Annotated in this window: 24 protein-coding genes and 1 pseudogene; 14 read left to right on the forward strand and 11 right to left on the reverse strand. The window is 50.4% G+C overall.

Annotation, left to right across the window (positions count from 1 at the left end):
• Positions 1-10 precede the first annotated feature (10 nt).
• From D3P07_RS09740 to map, 8 genes are all read left to right on the forward strand, one after another.
• The gene (locus D3P07_RS09740) at positions 11-1,228 is read left to right on the forward strand and encodes an acetyl-CoA C-acyltransferase (RefSeq protein ID WP_119800047.1); all 1,218 of its coding nucleotides are present in this window, start codon (positions 11-13) and stop codon (positions 1,226-1,228) included.
• Between the two features lie 58 nt (positions 1,229-1,286).
• Positions 1,287-3,095, forward strand: a complete 1,809-nt coding sequence (locus D3P07_RS09745) for an acyl-CoA dehydrogenase family protein (protein WP_119800048.1) — start codon at positions 1,287-1,289, stop codon at positions 3,093-3,095.
• A 600-nt stretch (positions 3,096-3,695) separates the two neighbouring features.
• Entirely contained in the window at positions 3,696-5,393 is a 1,698-nt protein-coding gene (locus D3P07_RS09750; protein WP_259391485.1) for a long-chain-fatty-acid--CoA ligase, read from the forward strand.
• Positions 5,390-5,827 carry a PaaI family thioesterase gene (locus D3P07_RS09755; protein WP_119800050.1) on the forward strand — a complete coding sequence of 146 codons (438 nt, stop codon included), beginning with the start codon at positions 5,390-5,392 and terminating at the stop codon, positions 5,825-5,827. Before D3P07_RS09750 ends, D3P07_RS09755 begins: the two co-directional genes overlap by 4 nt.
• A gap of 170 nt (positions 5,828-5,997) precedes the next feature.
• Positions 5,998-6,198, forward strand: a complete 201-nt coding sequence (locus D3P07_RS09760) for a hypothetical protein (protein WP_119800051.1) — start codon at positions 5,998-6,000, stop codon at positions 6,196-6,198.
• A 177-nt stretch (positions 6,199-6,375) separates the two neighbouring features.
• Positions 6,376-6,564: a hypothetical protein gene (locus D3P07_RS09765; protein WP_119597648.1), complete on the forward strand. Its 189-nt coding sequence runs from the start codon at positions 6,376-6,378 to the stop codon at positions 6,562-6,564.
• Positions 6,565-6,735: 171 nt separating this feature from the next.
• The gene (locus tag D3P07_RS09770) at positions 6,736-7,770 is read left to right on the forward strand and encodes an NAD(P)/FAD-dependent oxidoreductase (RefSeq protein ID WP_119800052.1); all 1,035 of its coding nucleotides are present in this window, start codon (positions 6,736-6,738) and stop codon (positions 7,768-7,770) included.
• Between the two features lie 134 nt (positions 7,771-7,904).
• Entirely contained in the window at positions 7,905-8,657 is a 753-nt protein-coding gene (map, locus tag D3P07_RS09775; protein WP_119800053.1) for a type I methionyl aminopeptidase, read from the forward strand.
• A 188-nt stretch (positions 8,658-8,845) separates the two neighbouring features.
• On the opposite strand, the gene D3P07_RS09780 is transcribed toward map, so the two are convergent.
• From D3P07_RS09780 to D3P07_RS09800, 5 genes are all read right to left on the reverse strand, one after another.
• On the reverse strand, positions 8,846-10,459 hold the full coding sequence (locus D3P07_RS09780; protein ID WP_119800054.1) for a glycoside hydrolase family 13 protein: 1,614 nt from the start codon (positions 10,457-10,459) through the stop codon (positions 8,846-8,848).
• Positions 10,460-10,463: 4 nt separating this feature from the next.
• Positions 10,464-12,548 carry an amylo-alpha-1,6-glucosidase gene (locus D3P07_RS09785; protein WP_119800055.1) on the reverse strand — a complete coding sequence of 695 codons (2,085 nt, stop codon included), beginning with the start codon at positions 12,546-12,548 and terminating at the stop codon, positions 10,464-10,466.
• A 19-nt stretch (positions 12,549-12,567) separates the two neighbouring features.
• Entirely contained in the window at positions 12,568-13,404 is an 837-nt protein-coding gene (locus D3P07_RS09790; RefSeq protein WP_119800056.1) for a carbohydrate ABC transporter permease, read from the reverse strand.
• Positions 13,404-14,279 carry a carbohydrate ABC transporter permease gene (locus D3P07_RS09795; RefSeq protein WP_119800057.1) on the reverse strand — a complete coding sequence of 292 codons (876 nt, stop codon included), beginning with the start codon at positions 14,277-14,279 and terminating at the stop codon, positions 13,404-13,406. The genes D3P07_RS09790 and D3P07_RS09795 overlap by 1 nt, the downstream gene beginning before the upstream one ends.
• A 119-nt stretch (positions 14,280-14,398) precedes the next feature.
• Positions 14,399-15,658, reverse strand: coding sequence for an ABC transporter substrate-binding protein (locus tag D3P07_RS09800; RefSeq protein ID WP_119800058.1), 1,260 nt, complete (start codon positions 15,656-15,658; stop codon positions 14,399-14,401).
• Between the two features lie 304 nt (positions 15,659-15,962).
• On the opposite strand from D3P07_RS09800, the gene D3P07_RS09805 reads away from it, so the two are divergent.
• Together D3P07_RS09805 and D3P07_RS09810 are read left to right on the forward strand one after the other, a co-directional pair.
• Entirely contained in the window at positions 15,963-16,934 is a 972-nt protein-coding gene (locus tag D3P07_RS09805; protein ID WP_119800059.1) for a LacI family DNA-binding transcriptional regulator, read from the forward strand.
• 325 nt (positions 16,935-17,259) lie between these two features.
• Entirely contained in the window at positions 17,260-18,819 is a 1,560-nt protein-coding gene (locus D3P07_RS09810; RefSeq protein WP_119800060.1) for an ABC-F family ATP-binding cassette domain-containing protein, read from the forward strand.
• A 158-nt stretch (positions 18,820-18,977) separates the two neighbouring features.
• Here D3P07_RS09810 and D3P07_RS09815 read toward each other — a convergent pair.
• The 3 genes and pseudogenes from D3P07_RS09815 to D3P07_RS09825 all read right to left on the reverse strand — a co-directional run.
• Positions 18,978-19,751: pseudogene (locus D3P07_RS09815) on the reverse strand (aminoglycoside phosphotransferase family protein); the annotation flags it as partial.
• 24 nt (positions 19,752-19,775) lie between these two features.
• Positions 19,776-20,036 (reverse strand): DoxX family protein, encoded by a 261-nt coding sequence (locus D3P07_RS09820; protein WP_119800062.1) that lies wholly within the window; start codon positions 20,034-20,036, stop codon positions 19,776-19,778.
• Positions 20,037-20,173: 137 nt separating this feature from the next.
• The gene (locus D3P07_RS09825) at positions 20,174-20,533 is read right to left on the reverse strand and encodes a MerR family transcriptional regulator (protein ID WP_119800063.1); all 360 of its coding nucleotides are present in this window, start codon (positions 20,531-20,533) and stop codon (positions 20,174-20,176) included.
• A gap of 121 nt (positions 20,534-20,654) precedes the next feature.
• On the opposite strand from D3P07_RS09825, the gene D3P07_RS09830 reads away from it, so the two are divergent.
• Entirely contained in the window at positions 20,655-21,293 is a 639-nt protein-coding gene (locus D3P07_RS09830) for a nitroreductase family protein (RefSeq protein ID WP_119800064.1), read from the forward strand.
• A 49-nt stretch (positions 21,294-21,342) separates the two neighbouring features.
• Here D3P07_RS09830 and D3P07_RS09835 read toward each other — a convergent pair whose 3' ends face one another.
• Complete coding sequence (locus D3P07_RS09835) at positions 21,343-21,732, reverse strand: VOC family protein (RefSeq protein WP_119800065.1); 390 nt, start codon at positions 21,730-21,732, stop codon at positions 21,343-21,345.
• Positions 21,733-21,846: 114 nt separating this feature from the next.
• Between D3P07_RS09835 and D3P07_RS09840 the strand changes: the two genes are divergently transcribed.
• A complete protein-coding gene (locus tag D3P07_RS09840; RefSeq protein ID WP_119800066.1) occupies positions 21,847-22,272 on the forward strand; it encodes an NUDIX hydrolase in 426 nt (141 codons plus the stop codon).
• A 678-nt stretch (positions 22,273-22,950) separates the two neighbouring features.
• Here D3P07_RS09840 and D3P07_RS09845 read toward each other — a convergent pair.
• Both D3P07_RS09845 and D3P07_RS09850 read right to left on the reverse strand, forming a co-directional pair.
• The gene (locus D3P07_RS09845) at positions 22,951-23,622 is read right to left on the reverse strand and encodes a DUF1129 family protein (protein WP_119800067.1); all 672 of its coding nucleotides are present in this window, start codon (positions 23,620-23,622) and stop codon (positions 22,951-22,953) included.
• Positions 23,591-23,938 carry a PadR family transcriptional regulator gene (locus tag D3P07_RS09850; RefSeq protein WP_182914249.1) on the reverse strand — a complete coding sequence of 116 codons (348 nt, stop codon included), beginning with the start codon at positions 23,936-23,938 and terminating at the stop codon, positions 23,591-23,593. The genes D3P07_RS09845 and D3P07_RS09850 overlap by 32 nt, the downstream gene beginning before the upstream one ends.
• Positions 23,939-24,437: 499 nt before the next feature.
• Between D3P07_RS09850 and D3P07_RS09855 the strand changes: the two genes are divergently transcribed.
• Both D3P07_RS09855 and D3P07_RS09860 read left to right on the forward strand, forming a co-directional pair.
• The gene (locus tag D3P07_RS09855; protein WP_119800069.1) at positions 24,438-24,827 is read left to right on the forward strand and encodes a hypothetical protein; all 390 of its coding nucleotides are present in this window, start codon (positions 24,438-24,440) and stop codon (positions 24,825-24,827) included.
• 278 nt (positions 24,828-25,105) lie between these two features.
• Entirely contained in the window at positions 25,106-26,191 is a 1,086-nt protein-coding gene (locus D3P07_RS09860; RefSeq protein ID WP_119800070.1) for an NAD(P)H-dependent flavin oxidoreductase, read from the forward strand.
• The last annotated feature ends 46 nt before the right edge of the window (positions 26,192-26,237 follow it).

Here is a 26,237-nt window from a genome sequence, read left to right on the forward strand (position 1 = left end):
GGGGAGTGCGATGAGCAGGCAGGAGAGATTTGCGCCGCATGAGCGGGATGCCGTTATTGTATCGGCAGTCCGGACGGCGGTGGGGAAGGCAGCGAAGGGCAGCCTTGCGGAGACGCGGGCGGAGGATCTCGGCAAGGCGGTTATCCAAGGCGCGCTGAATCGGGTGCCGAATCTGCCGAAGGATGCGATTGAGGATGTGATCTTCGGCTGCGCCATGCCGGAGGGCGAGCAGGGGCTTAATGTAGCGCGCGTCATCTCGTTATACGCAGGCCTGCCGGTGACGACGCCGGCCGTTACGGTGAACCGGTTCTGTGCGTCGGGCCTGCAATCGATCGCATATGCGGCGGAGCGCATCAGGCTTGGAGAAGCTGATGCCGTTATTGCGGGCGGTGTCGAGAGCATGAGCCATGTGCCCATGACCGGCTTCCGGCTATCGCCGCATCCAGGTATTGTGGATGCGATGCCGGAGGTGTACATGGGCATGGGACATACAGCGGAGGAGGTTGCCCGCAGGTACGGCGTATCCAGAGAGCTGCAGGATGCTTTCGCCGCATCCAGTCATCAGAAGGCTGCTACGGCGATTGCCGCTGGTTTGTTCCAGGCGGAGATTGTGCCGATTCCGGCCAGCCGGTCCGGTACGGATGACAATGGACGTCCATGGCAGAAGACGTTCACCTTCGCGATTGACGAGGGGGTACGGCCGGAGACGACGGTACAGACGCTGTCTTCGCTTAAGCCTTCTTTTGCAAGAGAAGGCACGGTAACGGCAGGCAACGCATCCCAGATGAGCGACGGGGCGGCGGCAGTCATCGTCATGAGCCGCAGCCGTGCGGAGGAGCTTGGCCTGAAGCCGCTTGCCGTATTCCGGAGCTTCAGCGTAGCGGGAGTAGCGCCGGAGGTCATGGGTATCGGTCCGATCGAGGCGATCCCGAAGGCGCTTCGGAAAGCGGGCATTACGAAGGAAGACGTCGATCTGTTCGAGCTGAACGAGGCGTTCGCTGCCCAGTGCGTACCCATCATTCGCGAGCTGGGCCTTGATCCGGAACGGGTTAATGTGAACGGAGGCGCGATTGCGCTCGGCCATCCGCTCGGCTGTACGGGCACGAAGCTGTCTGTGTCGCTTATTCATGAATTGGGCAGACGCGGTGGCGGCATTGGCGTCGTGACGATGTGCATCGGCGGCGGCATGGGGGCGGCCGGGGTGCTGGAAGTGTACGCAGGACAGTAGTGATGGGATCGGACGAAGTTCATGCAATTTACATTGCAAGCTATAGGGAGGCATTGGCATGACGGATACGAGACGATTCGGCGGACGGTTCATTATCGAGGACAGCAAGCCGGAAGCGGTCGTGACGCCCGAGGATTTCACGGAAGAACAACGGTTAATGCAGGATGCCGCCTTGCAGTTCCTGGAGATGGAGCTCGTTCCGAAGGATGCGGAGCTGGAGGCGCTGAATTATGAGCTGACGGTGGAGCTGATGCGGAAGGCAGGTGATCTGGGGCTGCTCGGCGCCGACATTCCGGAGGCGTACGGCGGCATCGGGCTGGATAAGGTCAGCACGACTTTACTGGCGGAGACGCTGGCCCGCTCTTCTTCCTTCGCGCTGTCGGTAGGCGCGCATACGGGCATCGGGACGCTGCCGATCGTGTTTTTTGGAACGCCGGAGCAGAAGAATAAGTATTTGCCGGATCTCGCTTCAGGAGCGAAGATTGCGGCGTACTGCCTGACAGAACCGGCGTCGGGTTCCGACGCGCTTGGCGCCCGGACGACGGCGAAGCTGTCCGCGGACGGTCAGCATTATCTATTGAATGGCTCCAAGCTGTATATTACGAACGCCGGCTTCGCCGACATCTTTATCGTTTATGCGAAGGTCGATGGCGATAAGTTCACTGCTTTTATTGTTGAACGGGATACGCCGGGGTTCAGTGTCGGTCCTGAGGAGCATAAGATGGGCATTAAGGGATCGTCAACCTGCCCGCTCTTTTTCGAGGATGTTGCCGTTCCAGCCTCTCATGTGTTGGGAGAGGTCGGGAAGGGACATCACATTGCTTTCAATATATTGAACATTGGACGCTTCAAGCTGGGAGCCGGATGTCTCGGTTCGTCGAAGGAGACGATCGAGCTGGCTTCCAGCTATGCCAACACGCGCAAGCAATTCGGGCAGGCAATATCGAGCTTTCCCTTGATTGCCGCGAAGCTCGCGGACATGAATATTCGCACGTTCGCGCTGGAGAGCTTGCTCTACCGCACGGCGGGATTTATCGACGATACGCTTAGGCTCTCCGATGAGGAAGCGCATGAGGAGAGCGAGCCGTCAGCCGCCGACGCAGGCAGAAGAGCGGCCAAAGCGATTAGCGAATATGCGATCGAATGCTCGATGGTGAAAGTATTTGCTTCGGAGACGCTGGATGCTGTCGTTGATGAGGGGGTGCAAATTCACGGAGGGTACGGGTATATCCGGGAATACAAGGTAGAGCGGATCTACCGGGATTCGCGAATTAACCGGATATTCGAGGGCACGAATGAAATCAATCGCATGCTCATTCCCGGAACGCTGATCAAGAAGGCAATGAAGGGAGAGCTGCCGCTGCTTCAAAGTGCCCAGGCATTGCAGGGCCAGTTGCTGCAGCCTATGCCGCTGCCGGTATTTGGCGGGCCGCTGGAGAAGGAAGCCTATCGGGTGGGCCAAGCGAAAAAAACGTTCCTCGCAATCGGCGGGCTGGCTGTTCAGAAGCTTGGCTTGCGGCTGGAACAAGAGCAGGAGGTGCTATGCGTATTAGCCGACCTGATGATACAGACCTTCGCGATGGAGAGCGTCTTGCTGCGGGCGCAGAAGATGCTGGGCAGGAACGGAAGCAAGGACGCGGAGCAAGCGGGGCTTGCGTCAGCAATGGCCGAAGTATTCATTCAGGAGGCGATGGAGAAGGTAGAAGGTCTTGCCAAAACTGCGCTAGCTGCATTAGAGAGCGGAGATGGCTTGCAGATGCAGCTGTCCGTGTTGAAGAAGCTGATGCGGGCGCCGCTCGTCAATACGATCGCGCTGAAAAGGGAAATCGCGGCCAGAGTGATTCGAAGTGAGCAATATGTCGTGTAGAGGGGGAGAGCCAGCATGGAATCGCATAGACCTGAAGACCCGCTTGTACCCGCACAATCGCCAGCTGAGGAAGAGGTGGCCGGAGCCGAGGAGGAAGCACGCTCCGAAGGGATTCCGCAGACCGCCTCCGCCATCGAATCAGAGCCTGTACAGCCTGCGGAAGACCATGTGACGGATTCTGGACATTCAGCGCAGGCTGTTGAAGCCGATTCGCCACTGGAAGAAGAGCCAGCCGGTTCGAATGAGGAAGGGCCGGACAGGGATAACGGCAAAGCTCCGCATGAGCCGCCGGCAGATCCAGCAGACGAGGAGCGGGACGCAACTGAGGACCAGAGAAGCGATCAAACGCTGGAACTGGAATTAGAACCGACAGAGGCTTATCCTCAGGAGCCTGAGCAGGATGTAGTTCAAAGCGAGGCTCATCAGCAAGAGTCTGAACTGCATGCGATTCCGAGTGAGGCTTACCATGTCGAGCATTCCGATGAGCAAGGAAGCGAAGCGCTAACGGGGGTTACGGAAGAGTTGGAGGATGCGACGGAGCCGGAACCAAGCGATGCCGACGGTCAAGAAGAAGCGGAGCATCCGCTTGTACGACCATGGCTGAATCATTATCCGGAGGAGGTTCCTGCGACGCTAGCGTACCCGAACTGCAGCATTGCGCAGTTTCTGACGGATGCGGCGATGCGGTTCCCGGACCATGATGCGGTATATTTCATGGGCAAAACAGTGACGTACCGCGAGCTTCATGCCTCTGCGGCCCGGTTAGCCAAGGAGCTGGCGGTGAGGGGAATCGCCAAGGGAGATCGGGTTGCAATTATGCTTCCCAATTGTCCGCAGGCCGTGATCGCCTATTATGCGGTTTTGTTCGCAGGCGCAGTAGTCGTACAGACGAATCCGTTATATGTAGAGCGGGAGCTAGAGCATCAGCTGAAGGATAGCGGCGCGTCTGCGATCATTACACTTGATCTCTTCTATGACCGATTGTCCCGCGTACGCGGTGAACTTCCGGAGAAAGGTCCTGTACCGGAGCTAAGGCATGTGATTGTAACTTCACTTAAGGATGGCTTGCCATTTCCAAAAAATATGCTGTATCCGATCAAGCAGCGGAAAGAAGGCTTTCGCTCCAATATCCCGTATGGGAAGCAAGGGGTTATCGCGTACCGCAGCTTGCTCAAGGGAACGGGGCCCAATGTGAGCTTGCCAGAGCAGGGGAAAGGCGATGAGCTGGCTGCCCTGCAGTATACGGGAGGTACGACCGGGACGCCCAAGGGCGTCATGCTGACGCATGCCAACTTCGTTGCCAATACGCTGCAGACCTCCGCATGGTGCTACAAGGCTGAGGACGGCAAAGAAAGATTTATGGCTGCGCTGCCGCTGTTCCACGTATTTGGCTTGACGGTTGTGATGAACATGTCTGTATTGAAGGCAGGCACGCTGATTTTGCTGCCCAGGTTCGAGACGGAGACGGTTCTGAAGACGATTGCCGAACGGAAGCCAACGATCTTTCCGGGAGCTCCTACCATGTATGTTGCCCTCATTAACCATCCCAATGCTTCGAAATTTGATTTGTCTTCCGTTAATGTCTGTATTAGCGGTTCCGCCGCATTGCCGCTGGAGGTACAGGAGCAATTCGAGGCGCTAAGCGACGGGCGGCTGATCGAGGGCTACGGTCTCACGGAGGCAACGCCGGTGACGCATGCCAATCCGATATGGGGGAATCGGAAGATCGGAACAATTGGCATTCCGTTCCCGGACACCGACGCTGCGGTCATGGACCCTGTATCCGGCAAGCTGCTTCCTTCGGGAGAGCTCGGCGAGCTGATTATACGGGGGCCTCAAGTGATGAAGGGCTACTGGAATCGTCCCAAGGAAACAGAAGCTGCGTTTCGGGATGGCTGGCTTCGTACGGGTGACCTTGCGACGATGGATGAGGACGGATATTTTACGATCATGGACCGTATTAAGGATGTCATCATAGCGAGCGGATTCAACATCTATCCGAGAGAGGTGGAGGAGGTGCTGTTCGAGCATCCTGCCGTTCGGGAAGCTGCGGTGCTCGGTGTCAAGGACGGTTATAGAGGGGAGACGGTGAAGGCCTATATCGTGTTGAAGGAGGGCTGGCAGGTATCGCGCAGCCAGCTTGACCGATGGTGCAGGGAGCGGCTTGCGGCCTTTAAGGTGCCACAGTACTATGTGTTTAGGGAAACGCTTCCAAAGACGATGGTCGGCAAGGTGCTCAGGCGCAAGCTTGCTGAGGAGGATATGGAAGCAGACGGTTCGGGGGCCGATAAGGAATGAAGGAGATGGATGAGAAGTGGTTTCACCAGCAGGCGGATGATGCAGGGCAGCTAACTCGGCTGGCTGAACGCGCGCAGGAGACGTTCTGGGGGTTGCTTGGCTGTGAAGTCGTGAAGGCAGACGGCAAGAAAGCGACGATCTGCCTGGATCTGATTCCGTCACATCTCAACTTGCTTGGCATTGTTCATGGAGGTGTACTGATGTCTCTTATGGATAATGCGATGGGACTAGTGGTGATGCTGGCGGAGACGACGGGACGGACGGTGACCGCTAATATGAATACGCATTTCCTTGCCAGTACATCAAGCGGATTGCTTCTTTGCGAGGCGGAATTATTGCATCGAACAGGAAGGACGCTTACGCTGCAAGCTGAAGTGAAGGACGAGGACGGGAAGCTGCTTGCCTGGGGGAGCGGATCGTACCGGCTCATTTAAAGGGTGTTACGAACGAAATGGAAGTAACCAAAGGAAAGTGCCATTGGTTGCCAGTTATTTTCAGATTAGATATAATTGTAGCAAATATATGGAAGCATTCTTGTGCAGTTTGTACATTAAGCGAGTTGCAGAAATAACCGATAATAATCTTAAAGGAAGGGGGCGAGGAGATGGAGCCGAGTTGGATTACAACGCTGTTATTGGTGTTCGGCATAGCGGTGGGCATTGTTGGCGTTATTGCATATTTGCGATTGCTGCGCAAGGAAAAACTGGCAGCGACGGTTCAATCCAGCACCGATTCCTCGCCTTCTGACGTACATTCCGGCGATCAACAACCCAAATCCGAAGGAGAATCTACAAAGGGAACATAATTGTTCACTTTCCTATTCGGAGTCAAAATGATATAATAGTAAGAAAAATGAAAACATTGTGACTCATTGGCCATGGAGTTGCCTGCACCGAAGGGGGTTCTTGCGGTGTAAGAGCCGCATACGTTCTCGGATACTGCTGTTTAGGACGACCATCCATCGTATAAGGGAGGAGATTTCATGGCGAAACATAGCCAGAATGAAGTCAAGGAAAGCCTGAAAGAACTTACGAGAATTTTCCAGCCTAAGGACCCGCGGAAATTTGTGAAGGATTATATTCGCAAATACCGCATCACAGGCGGGTATGAGGATGAGCTAACGTCTTTGGTGGAGGATGAACTGGGCAGAATGAACTCCTCGGTCGGATGAGATTAACAGGTAGAGGCTTTGTTTCCCAAGTTGGGGAGCAAGGCCTTTTTTGTTTGGTAAAAAAAAATGGCTGCTTAAATTGAGAATTGATATCAATTCAGGTATAGTATAGATAATGATTATCATTACCGCACATAGAAGCGCGATGGATGGGCGCTACGGGAGGAAGACATGAGAGATCAGCAGGAGCTTTATGATGTAACGATTATCGGCGGAGGACCCGCCGGATTATATACAGCATTTTACAGCGGGATGAGAGAGCTGAAGACAAAGATTATCGAGGCGCAGGATCAATTGGGCGGCCGTATGCTTTTGTATCCGGAGAAGATCGTATGGGATGTGGGCGGCGTGCCTCCTATTCGCGCTGAGAAGCTGCTGGAGCAGATTATCCAGCAAGGGATGACCTTCGATCCGACGCTGGTGATGAACGAACAGATCGTCGGCTTGGACCGGCAGGAAGACGGGACGTTCATTCTGACGGCGGCAAGCGGACAATTGCATTATACGCGTGCCGTTATTATGGCCTGCGGCTACGGCATTCGCAAGCTGGCAAAGCTTGAGATTGAAGGGGCAGATCGTTACGAGGTGACGAACCTTTACTACACGGTGCAAAATTTGGAGACGTTCCGCGGCAAGCGCGTTCTGATCTCCGGCGGCGGGGACTCGGCAGTCGATTGGGCGAATGAACTGGAGAAGGTGGCATCCCGCGTCACGGTTGTTCATCGCCGGGATAGCTTCGGAGGACTGGAGCGCAATGTTACGATGATGAAGGAGTCTTCGGTCGATGTTCGGACGCCGTACGCTCTTCATGCTTTGCATAGTACAGATGGGCGGGCGATCGGGCAGGTGTCAATCAAGCATATCGAAACGGAGGAAGAGATCCGACTTGATGTCGACGCTGTCATCGTCAATCATGGGATGAGGTCGGACTTCGGGCCGATTCGCGAATGGGGCTTCGATATGGGTGAATGGAAGGCGAATGTCAGCCCGAAGATGGAGACGAATATAGCGGGGGTGTTCGGAGCAGGTGATTTTGTCGGCCACGACAGCAAGGTCGGGCTGATCGCGGGCACATTCACGGATGCGATAGTTGCTTTGAATAGCGCAAAAGTATATTTGGAGCCGGAAGCGAACCCATATGCGTATGTTTCCTCGCATAATGACAGGTTCAAGGAGAAGAACAAGCTGCTTGAGGTGCATGGGTAGGCTTATCATGCGCCAAGCACATGAAACTTTCGGGGAATCGCCGCCAATGCCTTGCATGAGTTCTTGGTTCGTGGAATAGGGTATAGCATATACTCCCAATTTCTGTTATCCACGACTAAGAAGGAGGTACGCACATGGCGGTGGAATTAAAGACCCGCGAACATATCAAGGGGATTCGCAGAGCAGGACGCATCGTTGCGGCATGCCATAAGGCATTGTCCCAGCGGCTTGCTCCAGGGGTGACGACAAGGGAGATTGACCGGTTCGTTGAACGGTTCATGCTGGACCGCGGCGCCACACCTGCGCAGAAGGGATACAAAGGGTACCCGTATGCGACCTGCGCGTCCGTCAATGATGTAGTCTGCCACGGGTTCCCTGATATGGAGCCGCTGGAATCCGGGGATCTGGTGACGATTGATATGGTGGCGGACGTGAATGGATGGAAGGCGGATTCCGCCTGGACGTATATTATCGGAAGGTCTACCGCCGCGACCGAGAAGCTGCTTCGTGTGGCGAAGCAGGCGATGCAGGATGGCATCAAGATGGCGCTGCCCGGCAATTATATCGGAGACATCGGGCATGCCGTGCAGATGCGCGCGGAGCGGGAAGGCTACAATGTCGTGCGCATGTTCGTTGGTCACGGCATCGGACGTCAGATGCATGAATATCCCAATGTGGAGCATTACGGACCGCCGGGCCAGGGCGTCAAGCTGGAGGAAGGCATGGTGCTTACGGTAGAGCCGATCATTACATCAGGCAGGGCTGACGTCTATATTGCACGCGACGGCTGGACGGCCCGCACGATGGACGGCTCATGGTCGGCGCAATTCGAGCATACGATAGCGATTACGAAGGACGGTCCAATTGTACTTACGCGGTGGGATTAATGATGGTGTGATAATTTGATAATTTCATCCATATAGGATATAACCCGCTGTTGGCGAAGAGCCGGCAGCGGGTTTATTGTTATGATGCAATAGAACAGGAATTAAGGCGGAGAAACGGTGAGATCGCATAAAACAACCCGCAAGAGGAACACGTTAATGTGTCCGCCTTGCGGGTTTTGGGAGGATCGTTATACGCGGTAGACAATAGCCTCGTAAGGCTGCAATTCGATCACTGTCTCTTGATTAGTTCTTGTGGAATGATTGCTGATGACGATATCGCCCAGCTTCTCTGCACCGCAATCAGCCGTGTTGACGGTTGCCGGCTGCTCCGAGATGTTCAGCAGCACCAGCCAGGATTCGTCGCCAAGCGTGCGGGTATAGGCATAGATCTGATTGTGATCATCCAGATGAGTCGTGAAGCTGCCGTATACCATGACTTCATTCTGCTTGCGCAGCCCGATAAGCTTCTTGTAGTAATAGAATACGGAATTCGGGTCCGCCAAAGCTTGCTCGACGTTGATTGCCTTGTGATTCGGATTCACGCCGATCCAGGGCTGGCCTGTTGTGAAGCCGCCTTGCTGCGAACTGTCCCACTGCATCGGCGTACGCGAGTTGTCACGCGATAGATGCTGCAGCTCCTTCAGCACTGCCTCCGGATCACGGCCCTTGCCGACTTCTTCCTTATACTTGTTCCTCATCGAGATATCGTTGTATTCATCGATGGAGGAGAAGCGGATGCCCGTCATGCCGATTTCCTCGCCTTGGTAGACATAAGGCATGCCTGGCAAGGTGTGGATGAGAGTAGCGAAGCAGGTAGCGGATTGCTCCCGGTATTCGGTATCGTTGCCGAAGCGGGTTACGACCCGAGTATGGTCATGGTTGTTCAGGAACTGCGAGTTCCAGCCTTTGCCCCATAAGCCGTCATACCAGCGAGCTTGAATCTGCTTGAAGCGCTGCATGTCCCAATGGGCCATATAGTCGCATACTTCAAAGTGGAACATCGTATTTAATTCCCCGCGGTCCTCGCCCACATAGAGCAGGCCGTCCTCTGGGTTTACAAACGGGATTTCACCAACGGTGAACGCATCGTAATGCTTAAGCACTTTCTCATGCATTTCCTGCAAGTATTCGTGAATACCAGGGTTGTTGCCCAGATAGGAGATGTCTGCAGGGTTCTCAGCGTCCGGGAAGCCTGGAATCTTGGCCAGCAGGTTGATGACGTCCATACGGAAGCCGTCAATTCCTTTGTCCAGCCAGAACCGCATCAAGCTATACACTTCTTCTCGAACCTTCTCGTTCTCCCAGTTCAGATCCGGCTGCTCAGAGGAGAAGGAGTGGAAGTAGTATTCGCCTGTGGCTTCGTCATGCGTCCAAGCGGACGGGGCGAAGTAGGAGCGCCAATTGTTGGCTTCCTTACGCCAGATGTAATAGTCGCGCTTCGGATTGTCGATAGAAGAACGGGACTCCTTGAACCAGGCATGCTGGTCCGATGTATGATTCACGACCAAGTCCATAATGAGCTTCATCCCGCGTTCATGTACGGCCGACAAGAGCTTATCGAACGTAGCCATTGTCCCTGCTTTCGCCATAATGGAGCGATAGTCCGCAATGTCGTAACCATTGTCCACGTCAGGCGATTCGTAGCACGGATTGAGCCAAATTACGTCTGCACCCAAGCTTTGGATATAATCGAGCTTCTGATAGACGCCTTCCAGATCGCCGTACCCGTCGCCATTGCTGTCATAAAAGCTGCGCCAATATACTTGATAGACGACTGCTTCTTTCCACCAGGTTTTGTTCATGTTGTTATCTACCCTTTCCAACTTCAACCGCATAGCCCGTTGTATTGCTGAGCACATTCACATGCAGGTCATCATTCGTCGTTAATCGTTGTACTTCAATGCTAAGGTGGCCTTCGCCAATCGGAATTCGTTCGATCTTCAGACGGTTCATGCCGTCAGGAAGCGCTGGATTAAGCTTAATGGCACGGGACAGCGCATCAGGGAATAGTCCTAATGCCGTCTGCGCGATGACAATGGATACAGCCGCAGACCAAGCTTGCGGCGAGCATGTCGTCGGATAAGGGACGACGCCTTCGCCTTCATTCGCATAACCGCAGAACAGCTCAGGGAACCTTGCGTCCGCGAACGAACGGGAAGCCTCCAGCAAGCTGTCGATCAGCTGGACGGCACCGGCTTCATTGCCTATGCGGCTTAAGCCTAGCAGGATAAAGCCGTTATCGTGAGGCCATACGCTTCCATTGTGATAGCTCATCGGATAATAGCCGTCCGCGTCTGTGCTCATCGTACGAATGCCGAAGCCTCCGTTCATATCAGGGGCGCCCAGACGCTCCGCGACCTTTGCAGCGCGTCCCGTGCCGGGCAGCTCACAGAAGAGCAGATGCCCCGGATTAGAGGTGACGGAATGAACAGGATTTCGGTCACGCTCCAGCGCGATAGCGTAATACTGCTCGTCTTCCATCCAGTAGCGTGCCTCGAATTGCTCCTGCAATTGACGTGCTTCTTGCCGGAGCCTCTCTCCCAGCTTCGCATCGCCCAGGCGGTCATAGATCGCCGCAAGCTGCCACTTGGCATAATAGACATAGCCCTGCACTTCGCTTAGCGCGATAGGGGAGGAGGCGAGCTCACCGCTTGGATGGACGATGCAATTCGGTGAGTCCTTCCAGCCCTGATTCGGGAAGCCTTGCTCTGCTTCTTGATGGTAGGAGAGGAACCCGCCGTATTGCCCACTATTCTCATCGATCCATGCCAGCGCCTTTGAGACGGCGGGCGTCAGTTCTTTGACGAGCTCCAGATCGCCTGTCCACTTCACGTATTCAGCTAATACGACGAGAAAGAGCGGTGTCGCATCGACAGTGCCGAAGTAAGGGCCGAACGGGGATTGTCCCGTTGCCACCAGTTCGCCGAAGCGCATTTCGTGCATGATTTTGCCCGGCTGCTCGTCCCGTGTCGCATTATACTGCGTGCCTTGCCATGCCGCCAGTGTACGCAAGGTTGCTTGTGAGACCTTCGGCTGCAGCATCAGCATGTAGAGGGAAGTAATCAGACTGTCTCTGCCGAATGGCGCCGCAAACCACGGCAAGCCTGCTGTAGGCATCTCTCCATAGCCGTAATCGGACAATAGCATCTTCAGATCCTGTACGCTGCGGCTGAATACGCGCTGGAATGCGGGATGATCCGTCTCGACGGTCATCGTATCCTCCGTCCAGGCCCAGTAGCTCGTGGTTAGAGCAGCTAGTCCGTCCGCGAAAGGAGGGAGGGATGGCTTGTTAAGCGTCTCCCACTCCGGCGTAATCATGAAATGAATCGATATCGACTCGCGCGGCTGCAAGATCCGGTAGAACCGGACATGTCCGTCTTCCTTCACTTCGGCAGGCTCCGAATCCCACTGAATGTGAATGAAGCGCTCCATGCCGTCCTTGCCCGAATATTGCAGCGTAATCGCTTCTTGATCATAAGAAGTCTGGCTTATATGTCCGACTTCGCCGGTACGGTAGCGGCGAACGAGGAACATATCTTGAAAGTCTGCTCCAAACAACATATCGATATCGGCGGGTCTGGCATCCGGGAAAAAGTTCGTCACCGTAATCTGTTCATGCAGCGAACCTTTATGGATATAGCGTTCCCGGACAATCTCCATAGCGCCTACGTCTTTCGTTTGGTTCATGAGCCGAAGCTTGGTATAGTAGCTCCGGTCCAGATGGGAGGAGAGCAGCAGGGGCGGCTCTCCGTTCACCTTTAATTCCATCTCGCTCAGGAAGCGAGTATCTCTTGTATAGAGACCGTAGCCTTCTTCGGAGCCTCCGGACATATCGCCGCTTGGCCCTGTCAGACAGAACAAATCTCCTTCTTTCATTACACAGTTATTCATGCGGTCCATTCCTCCTGCCTTACTTCACTGCGCCTTCGGCGACCCCTTTAATAATGTGTTTTTGTGCGATGAAATAGAAGATAACCACTGGTATAATGGATAGCGTCAGACCAGCCATTGCCAGGTTCCACACAATGGTGAACTCTCCGAAGAAGTAGAACGTGGAGAGCGGGATCGTACGCAAGCCTTTGTCCGACAGCGTCAGGGATGGGAGCAGGTAGTCGTTCCACATCATAATGACGTCAAGAATGGCAACGGTAATTGTAATCGTCTTCAGCATCGGGAATACGATGCGCCAGAATACGCCGAACTTGCTGCAGCCGTCGAGTGTCGCTGCTTCCTCAAGCGCAATCGGCACCGACTTGATAAAGCCGTGATACAGAAATACGGCCATACTGGCGTGGAAGCCCACGTTCATGAAGATCAGGCCGCCATGCGTATTGAGCATGGGGATATGCAGATTGTTGCCGATCCAGCCCATGACCTGCATTAGCGGCATCATGAGGGTCTGGAATGGAATGAGCATCGTCGATACAAGCACCATGAAAATAATTTGACTCAGCTTATTGTTCGAACGGACGAGCATCCAAGCCGTCATGGATGCCAGCACCACGATGAACACGAGAGAGACGAGCGTAACGAACAATGAGTTGCCGAACGCCGTCAGGAAGTTCATCTTCTCCATTGCTTGCGCGTAATACTCGAAGCTGAAGGAGGATGGCAGTGCCAGAGCGTTCTCGTACAGCTCGGAGCGCGTCTTGAACGAGTTCACAATCATGATGTAGATCGGCGACAAGAAGAGGATGGCGATGACGACAAGCAATACATCCAGAATCCATTTGCTTGTTTTCTTCATTACATCTGCACCTCTCTTTTCTTCGTGATGTACACCTGTACGAGCGTAACAGCGGCTACAATCACGAAGAAGATAATCGCTTTTGCTTGACCTATGCCGTAACGGCTATAGCCGAATATTTCGGTGAAAATGTTCATGGCGAACATTTCCGTGGAGTTGATCGGACCGCCGCCGGTGAGCGACAGGTTAACGTCGAATATTTTGAATGCGCCGGATAGCGTCAAGAATAGGCAAATCGTAAAGGATGGCATCAGCAGCGGGAATATGATCTTGGTCAGCCTATGCCAAGCATTGGCGCCGTCGACCTTAGCCGCTTCCATCATGTCGTCAGGAATGCCTTGAATTCCCGCAATGTAGATAATCATCGTATAACCCGCCATCTGCCATGCAAAAACGACCGCGATCGCATACAAGGCATAATCGGGATTCAGCAGCCAGTTAAAGAAGAGGCCGCCCATGCCGGTGTTCTCACCGACATACTTGAACACATCGGTAAAGATAAATTTCCAGATATAACCAAGGATCAGACCGCCGATCAGGTTCGGCATAAAAAACAATGTTCTTGCGATGTTGCTGGTGCGCAGTTTGGACGTCACGAGCAGAGACAGGGCAAGGCCCATCACATTGACAATAATAAGAGCTAGAAATGTAAATTTAATCGTCAGCCAAGCCGACTTCAGAAACCGTTCGTCCTGGAAGATATGAACATAGTTGTCGAAACCCACGAATACCTTCGGATTGGCCGGGATACCGTCCCAGCTAATGAAGGAATAGTAGATGCCAATGGCAAAGGGGATAAGGACAACAATGGAAAAGATGGTCAGCAGGGGTGCGGTAAATAGAGCATACCAGGCTCTATTTTTGCTTGCTTTCATTTGCATTCACTCATTTCGGAGTAATTTCGTTCCGTACGGAAGTTCAAAGAGGAAAAACTAACCTGGCACCGCCAGGTTAGTTTCCTTTAATCAGCATCTGCCGGTTATGGCGTGTAAGCTTATTGCTTAGGAGCTTTTGCCCATACTTCATCAAGCTTCTGTAGCAATTGCGCACCCGTCATGGACTTGTTCAAGAAGAATTCCTGTGCGACAGGAGCCAGATCGTTCTGGATGATGCCTTGCGGGAAGTAAGTCAACGCCCAAGGAATCGTGTTGCCACTCACTGTAGCTTCGGATACCGCTTGGGAAAGCGGGTCCAGGCTGCTTGTTTCGATATTTGTCATCGCAGGAATGAATTTGAATTCGTTCACGATTATGTTTTTGCCAGTCTCGCTGTTGTACAGCCACTCGAAGAATGCGTTAGCCGCTTTGATTTGATCAGCGGATGCTTTGTTGTTGATGACCCAGATCGCAGGGATGTCTACAGCAAGCTTCGTGTTGCCTGCAAGCGGCATTGGCATCATGCCAACTTCAACGTCTTGGTAATCTGCAAGCATGCCGTGGCTCCAGTTGCCTTGGTGAACGATGGCTGTCTTGCCAGTGGCGAAATCGCCCATTTGCGTATCGTAAGTGACTTCAAGCGGGTTTTTCGACGACTCGCGGATCGCTTCCATGTATTGACCGAACTCTTGGAACTCTTTCGTGTCAGCCATTTTCACTTCGCCTTTGTTCAGTTGCTCAATGAATGCAACCGGATCTTGTTGTAGCGCAAAAGGCGTGTTGATGATATGTCCAATCAGGAAGTATGCTTCCTGGGACAGGCTGAAGCCGTTAATGCCATTCGACTTGCTTTCTTCCAGGAATGTCTTGAAGGTTGCAAGGTCAGTAATTTTTGCAGGGTCGACTAGCTCTTTGTTGTAGACAAAGCCGAAGCCTTCTACGCCTGTCGGTACACCGATGATCTTGTCGTCAATCTTCACTTCCATGTTCGGAGCGATGTTCTTAACATAGGATTCATTGCTCATGTCGTAGTAGTACGACTGGAATTTGGTTGTCTCAGCGCCTGTCTGCACGCCGAAGATCGTAGGGCCTTCGCCTGCATTCAGTTTCGCTTGAAGCTGAGTCAAGTAGTTGTCACCTGCGGAGCCCCATACGTCGATCTCGTTGCCAGTCTCTTCCTTATACTTCTTAGCCATCGCTTCCAGTTGGTCCGCGATTTCAACTTTGGATTGGAATAACGAGATTTTCGGAAGCTTTGCAGCTCCGCCTTCGCCGTTCGAACCGCCGTTATTGGTATTGTTCCCGCCACAAGCGGCGAGGATGGTAAGTAGCATAACGGAACTGATCATGATGGAAATAAAGCGCTTTACATTTGTCACTTGTAAGGTCCCCCTTTTGATGGATGTACCATTGATTATAAACCGACAGGTGAAGAAGTCAATAAAAAACTTATGAAATTTAGATGTTTTACTTAATAAAATGTAGTTGTTTTAAGTAAAATGTAGACTATAATAGTAAGTAAAACAGAGTTTCATTTTACTAATCGCAGATTGTGGTTGTTTTCAACGGTTCCTGTCGTTTCAATGGTTTTGACATTTTTATTACTGTCGAAAAGTGTAGGTAAAATGCTTGTAAAGTGATATAATTAGTTTTACTTACGGAATTTGATGAGGAGGTTTATGGATGAGCAGTTTGAAAGAGATTGCCCAACTGACGGGCGTATCTATTTCGACCGTATCCAACGTACTGAACGGACGGAAAAACGTATCGCAAGAAACAAGAGAGCGCATCTTGCGGATATGCGAAGAGCAGGGCTATGTGCACGACGCTTCGCCGAAAAAATCAAAATCGGATAAAGATAAAAGGATTGTTTTTATATTCAGCGATTTTGACCGCGAGTTTTATTTGAAAATTATTGAAGGGGTTAGCACCTGTCTGAATGAGAACGGATATGACCTCATCATTTGTACCAATAAATCAAGTGACAACTTCCTCAAGAGCAGCTTCGCGCGAGGCACGATCAGTCTGGACGGAAGCTTGTCGGACGAGTACTTCCAAGCGGTAGCGAAACAGGAATTCCCTGTGGTGCTTATGGACAGAGTGCTCGATAACGATAATAAAAATACAAAAAGCGTCATCGTCGACAATTATCCTGTCATGTGTCAGCTCGTGCAGACACTGGTGGACAAAGGGCTGAAGCGCTTTGGCTTTCTGGGCGGACAAGGTGCCACACTGGATAATAAAGAGCGGTTCGCGGGCTTCATGGATACGCTGCAGGCGAACGGAATCGGCTTCGACCAGTCGTATTATTACCACGGCAATTACCGGGAGAAGAGCGGGTATCAAGCGGCCAAGCTGATGATCCTGAGCAACGACTACCCGGAAGTATTGGTCTGTGCGAATGACAATATGGCAATCGGCGCGATCAAGGCGTTCGAGGAGCATGGGATCTCCGTACCAGATAATATCTCCATTACCGGCTTTGATGATTCCGATGCGGCTGCGCTGGCTGGACTGACCACGATCAAAATTCCGCGTTACGAAAGCGGATTCCTGGCCGCCAAGGAGCTGCTGGAGCTCATCAAAGGCAACGTCAATCGGGAGACCGTCAAGATTGGCGCGTCGATCATTTGGCGCCAGTCTGTGCGATCGTAACGCTGCAGTCGAGACAGCGCAGCTTCTTAGATGAACCTTCACAGTAAACCCAGCCTGGAGACAGGCTGGGTTTTATTTTAATTAAGGCCTAGAGCGGTAAGGAGTCCCTTTAACTTACCCCAATTATGGAAGAGCTAATCACGGACGTTATGTTTCTGAAGCATCTGAGCTAACCGATTCAGGCAACCGGACAATAAATCAAAAATTAAACTGTGAAGCTTAGACTGTAGCGATATAAATAGGGACAAACATTTATGTGGTACAATGATACGAGCAAATCAAGAAACTTATATCGTTTTTAATTAAGGAATGGAGATAAAGAAAAATGAGTTTGTTAACGGTTGAGCAATTATCGCATACGTTTGGCGATCGGGTATTGTTTAGAAATGTGTCTTTCCGTTTGCTTGAGGGAGAGCATGTCGGTCTGGTTGGCGCGAATGGTACAGGGAAATCTACGCTAATGAACATTTTGACAGGCAAATTGCTGAAGGACGAAGGCAAGGTGGAGTGGACGCCTCGCGTTCGTTACGGTTATTTGGACCAGCATACAAAACTTGAAGCAGGCAAAACCATTCGGGACGTCTTGAAGGATGCATTTTTGCCTTTGCTCGTATTAGAAGAGGAGCTTAACGCGATTACTGCGCGAATGGGCGATGCCGATCCGGATACATTGGATCAGCTTCTGGAGCGTATGGGAGAAATTCAAGAGGAGCTTGAAATAGGGGATTTCTATTTAATCGATGTGAAGATCGATGAAATGGCCAATGGTTTAGGCCTTAATGTGATCGGGCTTGACCGCGACGTCACCGCGCTTAGCGGAGGACAGCGGACGAAGGTTCTGCTCGCCAAGCTGCTGCTTGAGAAGCCGGGAGTCTTATTGCTTGATGAGCCTACGAACTATTTGGATGAAGAGCATATTAACTGGCTGACTAACTATTTGAAAAATTATCCGTATGCGTTTGTGCTTATTTCTCATGAAACAGGCTTTATGAATCAGATCGTCGACATTATCTATCATCTTGAATTTACGAAGTTGACGCGTTACTCGGCCAATTATGAAAAGTTTCTGGAGATGGCTGAATTGAACAAAGCGCAGCACATCGACGCCTATGAACGGCAAAAGGATTATATTAAGAAGCAAGAGGAGTTCATTCAAAAAAATAAAGCACGCGCTTCAACCTCCGGCCGTGCGAAGAGCCGCGAGAAGCAGCTCGATCGTATCGATCGCATCGACAAGCCGGAGGAGGCGGCAAAGCCGACCTTTAACTTTAAAGAGTCGAGAACAAGCGGCAAGACCGTATTTGAAGCAGAGGGAATGGTCATCGGCTATAATAAGCCGCTCCTTCCCAAAATGGATATGGTCATTGAGCGAGGCGATAAGATTGCGATCGTAGGCTGCAACGGCGTCGGGAAATCAACGCTCCTCAAGACGATTCTAGGCGTTATATCTCCGCTGGAGGGCAAAACCTATCTAGGCGATTATTTATCTCCTGCTTACTTCGAGCAGGAAGCAAAGGCACCGACCATGACTCCGCTTGAAGACGTATGGGATGAATTTTCCTTTATGAACCAGCATGAGGTTCGGGCAGCGTTAGCCCGCTGCGGCTTGAAAAATGAGCATATTACACGCTCGCTTAATCAGCTCAGTGGCGGAGAGCAGGCAAAGGTTCGTCTGTGCAAGCTGATGATGCGAGAGAGCAACTGGATTTTATTCGATGAGCCGACGAACCATTTGGACGTAGTCGCCAAAGCCGAATTGAAGCGAGCGTTGAAGGCTTACAAGGGTACAGTCGTTCTGGTCTCTCATGAGCCTGATTTTTATATGGATTGGGTAACCAAAACATGGGATGTAGAGGCCTGGTCGATTAAGAGCCTGGCACAATAGATAAACGGCGCGGCTTGCTTAGTGGTAACCCGGTGATCGCGGTAATGTTGTGCGTTCAATTGGCTTGATCGACTAATTCCAGGGAGCCAATTAAGCACCATATTGCATAGCACGAAAAAAGGCTTAATTCTTGAAACTCAAGTGATTAAGCCTTTTTGTTATGAATACCGTTGTGTATACTCTTGCAAAATGACATCAATGACACGCTTGCCCCAGTTCGAGAGCTCAGAGCCTCTCTCATTCCATGAGTAGGTGATGAGCGCTTTCCACAAAGCCCAGCCTCGCGCGCGATGAACGGTAACTTCGTCAACTTTCATCTTGCTTAGGAATACAGCGCGACTCTCATCATCAAAAAAGTTCCAAGCTATCACAAGATCGCTTGAAGGGTCGCCTGTCCCCATCGTACCGAAATCGATGACGCCGGACAGCCGTCCATGCTGAACGAGCAAATTGCCTACGGCAACGTCGCCATGCACCCACACCGGCTCAGATTGATAGTTAGTTGATAAGGACAGCTCCCATATTTCCGATAGAAGCTTCTGGTCATATTGGCCGGCAAGCTCCACTATGATAGCTCTTGTATCGCCATCATAGACCGCAAGATCGCCTCCGCGATGAAAGTTTTGGACACCCGCAGGAATGCCTTCGCTTGCATCGATAGCTTGCAATTCCTTCAAAAAAGCCGAAAGGTCAGCGGCAAACTGATTCAGACTAAGGATGTTGTCATCCGTGACGGTATCGCCTTCGATCCATCGGTTGACGGACCAGGGGAGGGGATACTCGTTTGTCGGCTCTCCCTTTGCAACGGGGGCCGGAATAGGGAGAGATAGATGGGGTTGAAAAAGAGGAAGCCATGTCTGTTCTTTTTCCACAGCGGATGCGTAGCGTTCATGGCTCGGGAGACGAACCGTCATTTTGTCGCCAAGCCGATAAGTGCGATTATCGTGCGGGGTGTTTTAGTGTCCGACTAATTCCCGATATTCCTTGCGTGCGATATGGAAGATGGCACCGAATAGAACGACAGTAGCAAGTCCGGTTGCGGCAAGCGGTGTCAATAGGGGCATGATATCCAGCGCCTGAGGCAAAATCACCCCGATCCCCCCCAATAGTTCCGCTAACCCGATAAAGAAGACGAGCCCCTTCGGGACTTCCTTTACCCATCCCCATGATGCTTTGGCTTTCTCATACTGGAACGCCTTCAACCATCCTGAATAGATGAATCCTAATCAGTTGAGGTAGAGCATGTGGAGGATATTCCGGACGGCATGGTGAGCATCAGCATTCCGACATTGACTTATGCGAAGAGTGAGGATCAACGGGGACAGAATATTGAAGTATCCTTAACGGAATACGTTCAACACTTCGTTTGGAAATTGGCTTTTCCATCTAGAATGGCATGCAGAAAGGTTTTCGACTTTCTTAATTGCTTTTGGATATCTTCAATTTCTTTGATTCTTTGCTCCACCATCTTCTTTTTAACCTCATAGGATAGGTTGAGCTCTTGATTGACTAGCAAACTGATTTCTTCAATAGAAAAATTTACGGATAACAGTGTCTTCACATCATCTAGAAAATCAACAATCTCCTCAGAATAAACCCGATAATTATTTTCATCCCTCTGAACAAATTTGTCCGGAATCAGGTTCTTGCGCTCGTAGAATCTTAAGGTCGATATGGGCAGTCGCGATAATTTGGAAACTTCATTTATTTTCATAGGATAACCTCACTTTTGGGTGCTTGCTATAAACCTAGGTTCATAGTTCATAATACGATTTATGATAACGAACGACATACATCATGTCAAAAAATCCAAGGTTATCAAAAGGAGAGGTTCTATGTTTACGAGTACTCAAAATAACGATTTTGCCAATATAGTCAAGGGCAGACGCTCTGTTCGTCATTATGACGAGAGCATTAAGATATCGAGAGAAGAGATAAGCGAAATGATTGCGGAAGCCAGTCTCGCTCCGTCGTCTGCCAATATGCAGCCTTGGCGCGTAGTTGTAGTGGATACTCCGGAAGGAAAAGAAAAACTAAGACCTCTGGTGCGATTCAATACGTTGCAAAATGACACTTCATCCGCAATGGTGTTAATTTTTGGCGATACAGAGAGCTACTTATATGTTGAAGAAATTTACAATACAGCTGTAGAACAAGGGAAAATGCCCGCTGAAGTAAGGGACAGACAGCTCGAAACCATTTTATCTATGTTTCCGACTTTGCCGAAAGAATTGAAGGTTGAGATTGCCAAAGTCGACAGCAGCTTGTTTGCGATGCAGTTCATGTTAGTCGCCCGCGCACACGGCTATGATACGAATCCCATGGCGGGATTTGAGGTTGATCAGGTGGCACGAGCATTTGATTTGGATGAGGAACGCTATGCTCCAGTCATGATTATTTCGATAGGAAAGGCCAAAGAAGAGGGATATGAGACCGTTCGATTGGCTTCTGACAAAATTACCTTTTGGAGATAAAAAGAAAAAGACGGCCGGTCATTGTGATCGGCTGTCTTGGTCATTCTACTTAGTCCGGTTGATAAAGGTCGAACAGGTTGCCGTCCAGATCCTGGAATCCAACGCCCCAGCCTCCTGGAACGCGATTGGGTTCTCCGTGAAAAACAACGCCTCGCGCTTTCATTTCGTTATAATCGCTATGAATATCATTCGAAAGGAACATGATTAGAATTTGGTCGGCGGCTTGTCTGCCGATCAACGATTCTCTTTCTGGCGTATCGGCCTGAACAAGCTCAATCACCGTCTGGTTGTCCCTATTAGGGGCGACCGTTAGATAAGACCATCCCGGTGAAAATTCGATGTCTGCACAGACAACAAACCCAAGTTTTTCGATGTAAAAGGTTTTGGCTTCCTCCTGATTCTTAACAAAGACTGTAATTTGGGCGGCATTCGTTATCATTAATCTTCCCCCTTTATTTCGTTTGCGTTAGGATTATTGTATCAGCAGCAATGCAGGTGGACTTCTTCTCGATTGCGCAATATGGATATGACTATTCAGATAGGGGGCAGTTGTATGTTTCTTGTTAATGTAGAGGGTGCTGTATTTAAAGAGGACAAGTGGCTCATCATTTGGCGCAGCGAGAAAGAGGAGCATGCGGGAGGGGGGCTTGCTCTTGTTGGAGGTACGGTCGAGAATGAAGGCAACTCGGTCGATATCCTAGAGAGAACGTTAAGAAGAGAACTGCTTGAAGAAGTGGGGATTGAGGTGAAAACGAAGCTGAGCTATGTCAGAAGTACTTCTTTTATGCTAGAGAATGGCAGCGAAGTTATCGATATCGTGTTCTTGTGCGAATATGACAAGGGTGAAGCGTATGCCAAGAGTCCAGATGAAGTGGATGCTGTCTATTGGATGAATACCGATGAAATTCTAGGTCATCCCAAAGCCCCGATTTGGCTAAAGGATAGTATTAGAGCAGCGCAGAAGCTTCGTCACCGTTAAAACAATATTGACCCCTCGCATCCATCGTGATATTTATCCTTGGAGATGATAGAAAGGGGAATTAACCGATGGCAGGAACTTTGTAATGGCGATGTTGTGTTGGAACATTATCCTAGGGATAGTGTGCCTTCTTATGCCATTATAAAGGGACGCAAGGTTAATGAGTTATGAAACCCGTGCGGACACCTTTGTGTCCGTTTTTTTGTTGGGAAGCTCCCATCTCCAATAACTCTATTGCCGTGCCTCCTTACCTATAGGAGGAATGATAGATGAATCGTTTGCAAGGCGATCGGATTTACCCATGGAGCGACATAAGGGAGGCGCACTTGCGAAGTGAGGGCAGGCATAGTCGCGGAAGAATACTATTGAGTGCTAGTATGTGACTCGGAGTACATCGCTCATGTGGCGATGTACTCCTTTGCGTTACGCTGAGAGGTGTCGGGGTCAACAAGGGTCAACAAAATGGTGGTTTAAGGTTCTTGTAACGGAAGTTAATTGTTCGCGTGTTGCGGTCGCCGAGGCACATAATTTTCACCTCTGAAGGCCATGTCTAGGCGACTCGGTCATAGCACGCTCAATATATGACACTGAACACGTATTCGCCTGTGACTCCGCAAATGGAAGGGATATCGTTGGCAAAAAGAAGATCCCCAAGCGGCAGCTTGAGGATGACGGTGGTCAGGAACGGGCCAGTGTTTGGTCAGCTTTGCTGGATAGCTGCTTGAACAGCCACGATAAGGTGAACATGATAGCGGTGAAAGCCAAACTGGACCAGAAGTTGATGGGTACTGTCCAGACATCTTTAAACAGAAAGGTTGAATATACATAGATGGCGATGGCTAAGATATACGTTACACCGCTGAGAATAAACCAGGATTTGCGCCCGAAGACAGTAGCCTTAAGTGCATACAACAGCACAAGTATAACAATTCCGCTTAAAGCGACTATGATCAGAAGGGGCACCATACTGATTTGCTCCACTTTAAGAGAGGGAATGAAATAAGAGAGCAGTTGAACGATTGTTTGTACGGCAAATAGCGAACCTAGCAGAATGGCCGTGTAATTGAACACATCAAGCACCCAGGACTGCTTGCTTTGATGAGGGATGTTGGCAATTAGTGCATCGCAGTAAGCGTGAAGATCTTCGCCAAAAACATCCTGAGCGTTTTTTTTATGCTGCTGTGCTTCAATTAAATGCTCAAGCAGTTCGAGCAATACGCTTTCCGTGATATATTCGGATCGGGCATTCAGCCGGATGTAAACCATAGCATTCTCATAAGCGGCCAAATTCTCATCGCTCAAAAGCTTGCGGCGTTCATTATTCAATAGAATCATTTGCTTGGTGTTCATCGCGATTCCTCCTTAAATAAGCGATTGCCATGTATAACTGTGCCCAGCTTTCATCAAACAGCTGCAATGCACGTTCACCCTTGGCAGTGAGACGATAATATTTTCGATCAGGACCAGTTGCAGAGGGCTTCATGGTTCCTACAATAAGCTCATTTTTTTGCATGCGCAGCAGTAGCGGGTAAATGCTTCCTTCCTTAACCATTGTCAGCCCTGCCTCATGCAGTTTTTCGCTCAGCTCATATCCGTATACTTCCTTCTCCCAAATAATTGAAAGTATGCAGCCCTCCAGCAAGCCCTTCAGCATCTGACTATCCAAGCCATATTCCCTCCTTGCTATTTGCATTGCAAATTACTTGTGCTATAAAATGGATGCTATATTGCAATGCAAGGTAGCTGATAATGATAATATACCATTTACTATGTTGCAATGCAAGTTAGCTAGCGACTTTTATGGTTTATTGAACGGTTTGCTCAAACTTGTTTCAGGAGTGGTTTTGTTTTAAAGGGAGAATGGTGCGATTGTATTCGACCGGGTTACCTTCGGTTACCGGCCAGAAGCACCTGTGCTGAAGGAGCTGTCATTTACGATTCCGCCGCAACTGTTGCGACCTCTTTAATTTGTTCTGCAATAGGAAAAGGGTGCACGGAGTCCCCACGCGTGACGCCTGTCAGACCTAATAGGCTGAATCGCCAAACGAAATTTATGTTTCTTATTTCTACCTTTTTTTATATAATATAATTGATTTACTATATTTTGCATCCGGTGGTGTGCTGATTTTATTGTGATTACCTTTCATAGTAAGGAGGTGAAAATAATGAAAAAAGTAGTGTTATTAGTCCTCATTGCGTTGTTTGCTTTCTCCAGCTCGGCCTATGCCGCGTATACTGCGGAATCGATAGAGACGAGATATGGGACGCCAGGCTATTCTAAACATGCCTATGAAGTGTCGGTTTCGGGACAACCGAATACCCAAGTGACGGTCACTTTGATGTCCAAAGGACCTTTGGGACAACGCGAGCCTATCTACGGATCGACCGTCACCGTCACACTAGATTCAAGCGGAAGCGCTTGGATCAATGGTCCCGATCTTGATTGCTGCTGGGCATCTTATACGGCTCCTTACGCTAATCCTGTAGTTATACAAGCCCAATTCGAAGGCAACTATGGAACTGTTAATTGGTTTTATTTGCACGCTAAAAATTAGTATGGTTGTCGCATCGTACGCGAGTTTGGGGGCTGTGACAGGTTGCCGAAAGGCAGGCTGTTGCAGCCCTCTTTGGTGTTCTCCTTCAACAGCTTGCAAACAAGAAATTTAAGAAAAAACTGGGGCAGCAGAGGTTGTAACCAAGGAGCAGCTTGCGATTCGACAGCTGTTCTTTTTCTCATTAAGCTAAGGGAGCAGGATAGCTTTAATATGTGATATCATAGTCAAAAGTTTAGAACAAGAGGATTGGGGACACAGAATCCTAGAGGGAGCTCGAAATGATGAAGACAGAACTGACACGCAGGCTTAAGATTGAATACCCTGTTCTTCAAGCACCCATGGCTGGTGGTCCGACGACACCAGATCTGGTTGCAGCTGTTTCAAATGCCGGAGGACTAGGAAGCTTAGGGGCAGGTTATTTAACACCCGAGCAAATCAGAAATGCGATCAGGGAGATAAAAGGAAAAACAGATCGTCCCTTTGCTGTTAACTTGTTCGTTCCCGAGCAACCAAGTACACCAGACCACACCATTGCCGAGATGAACGGTTATCTTAATAAATATCGCTTGGATATGGGCATCGCTCTGAATCCATCTATCCCGAAGTTTGCGGAGTCATTCGATGAACAAGCACAAGTTGTGCTTGAAGAAAATGTCTCCGTATTTAGTTTCACCTTTGGCATACCGCCAAAAAATATTATTCAATCCATGAATCAGAAAGGAATAGTCATCGTGGGTACAGCTACGACAGTCGTGGAAGCTATTGCTTTAGAAGCCGCTGGAGTAGATGCCGTTGTTGCCCAAGGAAGCGAGGCGGGAGGGCACCGTGGATCGTTCTTAGCGAGTAGCGCAGACACCATGATTGGGACTATGGCTCTTGTTCCTCAAATAGTGGATCATGTGTCGGTTCCTGTAATCGCATCGGGTGGCATCATGGATGGGCGTGGGCTTGTTGCAAGCCTCGCATTAGGAGCTTCAGCCATTCAGATGGGTACCGCTTTTTTAGCAAGCATGGAAAGCGGTGCCCATAAAGCTCATAAGCAGAAGATACTTTCATCTAATGAGGATGCAACTCAAGTGACAACAATTTATTCAGGAAAAGCTGCGCGTGGCATTCTCACGGGCTTTATGAAAGATATGAGCAACTATGAGGGGACGATACCCGACTATCCGATTCAAAATGCCCTAACAAGAGATATTCGCCAAGCGGCCTCTCATGTGAGTAACCCGGAATATATGTCACTCTGGGCTGGCCAAGGTCTTAGATTAGCCCAAGATCACGCAGCTGCCGAAATCGTGAAACAAACCGTTGAACAGGCCGAACTTCTCATTAAAAGTATCGGTCATCTTGGTGAGCGGTCCTGATGTCGTTATTGATCTAACTGGATGTCGTATAAGGGGAGCCCGATCG

The sequence above is a fragment of the Paenibacillus sp. 1011MAR3C5 genome, assembly GCF_003591485.1.
Lineage (GTDB): Bacteria > Bacillota > Bacilli > Paenibacillales > Paenibacillaceae > Pristimantibacillus.

Bases quoted from the DNA above. Each gene is read 5' to 3' on its own strand.
- D3P07_RS09740 (WP_119800047.1), top strand. From the start codon at position 11: ATGAGCAGGCAGGAGAGATTTGCGCCGCATGAGCGGGATGCCGTTATT.
- D3P07_RS09745 (WP_119800048.1), top strand. From the start codon at position 1,287: ATGACGGATACGAGACGATTCGGCGGACGGTTCATTATCGAGGACAGC.
- D3P07_RS09755 (WP_119800050.1), top strand. From the start codon at position 5,390: ATGAAGGAGATGGATGAGAAGTGGTTTCACCAGCAGGCGGATGATGCA.
- D3P07_RS09760 (WP_119800051.1), top strand. From the start codon at position 5,998: ATGGAGCCGAGTTGGATTACAACGCTGTTATTGGTGTTCGGCATAGCG.
- D3P07_RS09765 (WP_119597648.1), top strand. From the start codon at position 6,376: ATGGCGAAACATAGCCAGAATGAAGTCAAGGAAAGCCTGAAAGAACTT.
- D3P07_RS09770 (WP_119800052.1), top strand. From the start codon at position 6,736: ATGAGAGATCAGCAGGAGCTTTATGATGTAACGATTATCGGCGGAGGA.
- map (WP_119800053.1), top strand. From the start codon at position 7,905: ATGGCGGTGGAATTAAAGACCCGCGAACATATCAAGGGGATTCGCAGA.
- D3P07_RS09780 (WP_119800054.1), bottom strand. From the start codon at position 10,459: ATGAACAAAACCTGGTGGAAAGAAGCAGTCGTCTATCAAGTATATTGG.
- D3P07_RS09785 (WP_119800055.1), bottom strand. From the start codon at position 12,548: ATGAATAACTGTGTAATGAAAGAAGGAGATTTGTTCTGTCTGACAGGG.
- D3P07_RS09790 (WP_119800056.1), bottom strand. From the start codon at position 13,404: ATGAAGAAAACAAGCAAATGGATTCTGGATGTATTGCTTGTCGTCATC.
- D3P07_RS09795 (WP_119800057.1), bottom strand. From the start codon at position 14,279: ATGAAAGCAAGCAAAAATAGAGCCTGGTATGCTCTATTTACCGCACCC.
- D3P07_RS09805 (WP_119800059.1), top strand. From the start codon at position 15,963: ATGAGCAGTTTGAAAGAGATTGCCCAACTGACGGGCGTATCTATTTCG.
- D3P07_RS09810 (WP_119800060.1), top strand. From the start codon at position 17,260: ATGAGTTTGTTAACGGTTGAGCAATTATCGCATACGTTTGGCGATCGG.
- D3P07_RS09825 (WP_119800063.1), bottom strand. From the start codon at position 20,533: ATGAAAATAAATGAAGTTTCCAAATTATCGCGACTGCCCATATCGACC.
- D3P07_RS09830 (WP_119800064.1), top strand. From the start codon at position 20,655: ATGTTTACGAGTACTCAAAATAACGATTTTGCCAATATAGTCAAGGGC.
- D3P07_RS09835 (WP_119800065.1), bottom strand. From the start codon at position 21,732: ATGATAACGAATGCCGCCCAAATTACAGTCTTTGTTAAGAATCAGGAG.
- D3P07_RS09840 (WP_119800066.1), top strand. From the start codon at position 21,847: ATGTTTCTTGTTAATGTAGAGGGTGCTGTATTTAAAGAGGACAAGTGG.
- D3P07_RS09845 (WP_119800067.1), bottom strand. From the start codon at position 23,622: ATGAACACCAAGCAAATGATTCTATTGAATAATGAACGCCGCAAGCTT.
- D3P07_RS09855 (WP_119800069.1), top strand. From the start codon at position 24,438: ATGAAAAAAGTAGTGTTATTAGTCCTCATTGCGTTGTTTGCTTTCTCC.
- D3P07_RS09860 (WP_119800070.1), top strand. From the start codon at position 25,106: ATGATGAAGACAGAACTGACACGCAGGCTTAAGATTGAATACCCTGTT.